Annotated in this window: 3 protein-coding genes and 1 pseudogene; 3 read left to right on the plus strand and 1 reads right to left on the minus strand. The window is 47.2% G+C overall.

Annotated elements, in window-relative coordinates; genetic code table 11:
- A pseudogene (locus VIP81_RS08935) lies at positions 1 to 585 on the plus strand (AAA family ATPase); the annotation flags it as partial.
- 77 nt (positions 586 to 662) lie between these two features.
- Positions 663 to 1,058 (plus strand): DUF4259 domain-containing protein, encoded by a 396-nt coding sequence (locus tag VIP81_RS08940; RefSeq protein WP_331958673.1) that lies wholly within the window; start codon positions 663 to 665, stop codon positions 1,056 to 1,058.
- A 400-nt stretch (positions 1,059 to 1,458) separates the two neighbouring features.
- Here VIP81_RS08940 and VIP81_RS08945 read toward each other — a convergent pair whose 3' ends face one another.
- Positions 1,459 to 2,721 (minus strand): NupC/NupG family nucleoside CNT transporter, encoded by a 1,263-nt coding sequence (locus VIP81_RS08945; RefSeq protein WP_331958676.1) that lies wholly within the window; start codon positions 2,719 to 2,721, stop codon positions 1,459 to 1,461.
- Between the two features lie 151 nt (positions 2,722 to 2,872).
- On the opposite strand from VIP81_RS08945, the gene VIP81_RS08950 reads away from it, so the two are divergent.
- A partial coding sequence (locus tag VIP81_RS08950; protein WP_331958679.1) for a DUF7133 domain-containing protein occupies positions 2,873 to 5,028 on the plus strand: 2,156 nt, incomplete at its 3' end.

A 5,028-nucleotide genomic window follows, 5' to 3' on the forward strand; every position in this document is an offset into this window, starting at 1 on the left:
GCCATTGAAGCTTATCAGGAAATGAAGAAAAGATATGAGTTTATCCTGGAACAGAAAACCGACCTGGTAAATGCGAAAGATTCCCTGCTGGCGACTATCCAGGAGGTGGAGTCTACCGCTAACCAGAAGTTCCTCGATACCTTTAATGCGGTAAAAGAGAATTTCATCCGGGTATTTAAAGCCCTGTTTACGGAAGAAGATCAGTGTGATATGATCCTGAGCGACCCCGCTAACCTGGCCGATACCGGTATTGAAATCATCGCCAAGCCCAAAGGTAAACGTCCGGCGGCTATTACACAGCTGTCCGGCGGAGAAAAAACACTCACCGCTACGGCGTTGTTGTTTGCCATTTACCTGATTAAGCCGGCACCTTTCTGTATCCTCGATGAGGTAGATGCGCCACTGGATGATGCCAATGTGGGCAAGTTTACCAACATGATCAGGAAGTTTTCAGATAATTCACAATTTATTATTGTAACGCACAACAAACAAACCATGGCTGCTGTAGATGTGATCTATGGCGTAACGATGCAGGAGCCGGGTGTCAGCAAACTGGTACCGGTAGATTTCAGAAGTTTGAACTAGTCGGTTGGTTTAGTTGTTGTAAAGAGATTCGATTACTTTTATTCTTGATTCTAAAAAAATAAAAAAACGTAAACACTATGGGCGCATGGGGCACCAGGAATTTTGAAAATGATGGATCACAGGATTGGATATTTGACCTGATTGAAAACAAAGATGGTGGATTGGTGGCTGATACGTTAGCGCGTATCATTAACAACATCGAAACACTGGAAGTACCGGATTGCGAAGAGGCGCTGGCAGCTGCTGAACTGGTTTCAGCGTTGGTAGGCCGTCCCAGCGAGGACTTTCCGGAAGATCCGCTTGATCAGCTGGATGTACTGAACCTCATCGGTACCCGTGCACTCAGGAATCAGGCCATCGCAGCAGTCAATAAAATTGTAGCGTCTTCTGAAATGAAGAATTACTGGGAAGATGCTGGTCAGGGCGAAGCCTGGGCTGCAGTGCAGGCGGGCCTGATTAAGCGTTTGGATTAATTTTCATCAGGCTTATACGATTCGGGGTAGGCAATTGTTTTACCACGGTATTGTTCGCGCGGATTTTTATGTAGATAAAATCTGTTTTTCCATCATATTATTATTACAGCGGATAGCAAAGCAGGTAAGCTCCTGTTGGCTGTTCGCTGTTTTTGTATTTTTAGGAGGTTTGGAGGGGAGGGGATCGCCTTCGGCGATTGTCTTATGCAGGATTATACTGATTTAGATGATTTTCCGGATTTTTTCCTTTTGATTTTGGAAGATGTAAAAAAGATTTTGGGAGATATAAGCGGATAAAATATTTACCCGCTTATATCTCCCAAAATCTTTTTTAATCCTGTAAAACAAAATCTTGAAAATCATCTAAATCAGTATAATCCTGAGTAAGACAAAAAATCGCTTAGATCAATATCCCCGCAATAGCAGCAGACATATAAGACGCCAACGTACCACACAGCAACGCTTTTAACCCCAGCTTGGCCAGGTCAGCTCTTCTATCCGGCGCCAGTTCTCCAATACCACCGATCTGCATCCCCACACTGCTGAAGTTCGCAAAGCCAGCAATGGCAATGGTTACAATGGCAATACCTTTGGAAGTCAGCACAGGTACCGTTTTATCGGTCATACTCTTAAAGGCCACAAATTCGTTGATGGTTAATTTCTGTCCCAGCAACGTGGCCACGTTTTGCACATCGGCTTTTGGTACGCCAATAGCCCAGGCCATCGGCATAAACAGTTTTCCGAAAATCCAATCGAGGCTCAGGTTAAAGTCAGGGTTGAAAATATGTCCAATATGGATCAGGCACCAGTCGATCAACGCAATGAACGCAATAAAACCGATCAGCATCGCGATCACGTTCATGGCTATTTTAAAACCATCGCCGGCGCCATGTGAGATGGCATCGATCACGTTGGTATAATTACTTTTTACTTCCATTTTCACACGACCCATGGTCACGCTTTCCTCTGTTTCCGGAAACACGATCTTGGAAATCACCAGGGCGCCAGGAGCCGCCATGAGACTGGCCGTGATGAGGAAAGGCGCAATATGTAAACCCGCCTGCGCACCCATGTTCACGTATACCACCAGGATACCGCCGGCAATACAGGCCAAACTCCCACTCATAGACGCCAGTATTTCACTTTTGGTCATGCTGGATAAGTAAGGACGAATCATTACCTGCGCTTCTACCTGTCCTACGAAAGCACTGGCTACGTTACTCAGCGCTTCCGCTCCACTTACGCGCATTACATAGTTCATGGCACGCGCAATCACTGCTACTACCCGCTGCATAATACCAAAATGATATAAAACCGCTACCAGGACACATACCAGGATGATGGTGGCGGTAACATTAAAGGCAAATACAAAACCACCGCCGGCATAGTCTTTTATGCTCCCATCATGTTGTGTAATGCCAATGCCGCCATACACAAAGGCCGCACCCTGACGGGCAAAGGCTTCCAGCTTACCCATTGCATCTCCCACACGTTTGAAAAACCAGGTAATAGGAGGCACCTTGAATACCAAAAGACCAATCGCCACCTGTAATCCAATGCCACTCAATACCAACCGGTAGTTGATCTTTTTCTTGTTGTTAGAAAACAAAAAGGCAATACCCAAAATAAGGACAATGCCTATGAGGCCCTGAAAGCGTTCCATAAATGCAAATAAATCGTAAAATGTATGCAATGAAGCGACGAAGATAAGTTTTTTTGGTGTCGCGTTGGTGCGAAACTGTTAGCTCATATAATTTTTCAAAAAAAATATATTCAGAAATGTATTTTTACTTTTTCGCAACCGAATAATAACAATGCAGCGTATTCACTATCTTATTACGACCACGTTATCTCTTGCTTTATTGGCCTGTGGGCAGGGGGATCAGCACCAGAAAGGAAACAAACACGCATCAGATTCTTTGGCGATGCGGGAGCAGTTCGCCACGTCTCCGGTATTGGATGGCAAAACCGCCATCAGTCACATGCAATTCGATAAGGGCCTGGAAGTACAGCTGGTAGCAGCTGAACCCATGGTGGTAGCGCCAGTGGCCATGACCTTTGATGAACGCGGCAGAATGTGGGTGGTGGAAATGACCGGTTTTATGCCCGATACCGTTGGTACCGGAGAAGATAAGCCCGATGGCAAAATTGTAATTCTGGAAGATACCACCGGCGACGGGGTGATGGACAAAAGAACCGTATTCCTGGATTCCCTGGTACTGCCAAGGGCCGTATGTTTAGTCGAGAATGGCGTGCTGGTGGCCACACCGCCGGAACTCTGGTTTTATGAAAACAACGGCGACAAACCCGGCAAAAGAACCCTCGTAGATGATCAATACGCGGCCGGCGGCAACGTGGAGCATCAGCCTAATGGACTGCTGCGCGCTATGGACAACTGGATTTATAATGCAAAATCGGATAGGCGTTACCGTAAGGTGGGCAATAAGTGGCTGAAAGAAAGCACTCATTTCCGCGGTCAGTGGGGTATTACCCAGGACAACCAGGGGCGTCTCTATTATAATAACAACTCGGAAAACCTGCTGGGCGACTATTTCCCACCCGGATTAGGTGGTACCAACCCGGCGCAACAAAATGCGGCCGGCTTCGATCAGAAAATAGTACCGGACAACCGTACGTATCCCATCCACCCCACACCGGGTGTAAACCGGGGCTATTCGAAAGGCACGCTGGACGATAGTTTGCGCCTCGTGAACTTTACCGCAGCCTGCGGACCTATGATCTATCGCGGCAACCTGTTACCAGCGGACTATCAGGGCAACGCCTTTGTAGCAGAACCTTCTGCCAACCTGATCAAAAGAAACCGCTTATCAGATAGCAGTTATATCGTGAAAGGTGTCCAAGCCTATCAGCACCAGGAGTTCCTGGCGAGTACTGATGAGCGTTTCCGGCCGGTAGACTTAAAGACCGGACCTGATGGCGCCATCTATATAGCGGATATGTATCGGGGCATCCTGCAACATAAAACCTATATCACCGGGTACCTGAAAAACGAGGTGAAAATGCGGAGTCTTACCCAGCCGCTGAACTGCGGACGTATTTACCGCATTGTTCCTACAGGTAAACAGGTAACCATGCCACCCAGGAGTGATGGCGCGCCTGCATTGGTTAGCCAGTTGCAATCGCCTAATGGCGTGCTGCGGGATAAAGCACAACAACTCATCATCGATCAGCAATTAGTGACCGTGGCGCCGGATGTACGCAACCTGCTGAAAGATCCGGTGAGCCAAATCCCTGCACTGTGGACCCTGGAAGGATTGCATCAGCTAACGGCGGAAGATCTGAATAGCATTTGGAAAGAGAACAATGCCGCTATGAAGATGCAGGCATTGGCAGCTTTACCATCTGTATTAAACGGCAGCAATGTAAAAGCCATGGTAGCGGCATTGGATAGCTTATCTGATAACCCTTACCTGGCGCCTGCGGTTGCCTATCTTTTACCAGCAGTAGCAAAGTTTGATAAAGCAAATGCGAGCCGTCTGGAAGATAAAATGATAAAAGCGTATGCCCCTAACCGTTATGTTGCGGCGGCATTGGTTAATAATGCAGCGAACCGGGAAGCGGCATTACTGAAACAGGTAATTGCCTGGAATCCTGATACCACGCTGGTGTTGCGGAGGCAGCTGGAAACCGTGTTGAAAAACATGGACAGCAAAGCCGATGCGAAAAAGATGGACGAGTTAAGAAAAACATTGCCCCGCGGCTATAAAATATTCAATACCGTTTGCCAAACCTGTCATGGTAAAAGCGGGGAGGGGATTGCCGCTATGGCGCCGCCACTGAATGAAAGCAACTGGGTAAATGGCAACAAGAAAGCATTTATCTCGATTGTATTATTTGGGTTAACCGGCCCGGTAGAGGTCCATGGAAAAATGTATAAAGCGCCTGAAATTAATGGCGATATGCCGGGTATTGGTGGTAGTGATGAATTTAGCGATGCAGACATTGCACA

This window comes from Chitinophaga sp. (assembly GCF_036566945.1).
Classification (GTDB): Bacteria; Bacteroidota; Bacteroidia; order Chitinophagales; family Chitinophagaceae; genus Chitinophaga.

Excerpts from the sequence above, each read along its gene's own strand:
- VIP81_RS08940 (WP_331958673.1), top strand. The coding sequence starts at position 663 with ATGGGCGCATGGGGCACCAGGAATTTTGAAAATGATGGATCACAGGAT.
- VIP81_RS08945 (WP_331958676.1), bottom strand. The coding sequence starts at position 2,721 with ATGGAACGCTTTCAGGGCCTCATAGGCATTGTCCTTATTTTGGGTATT.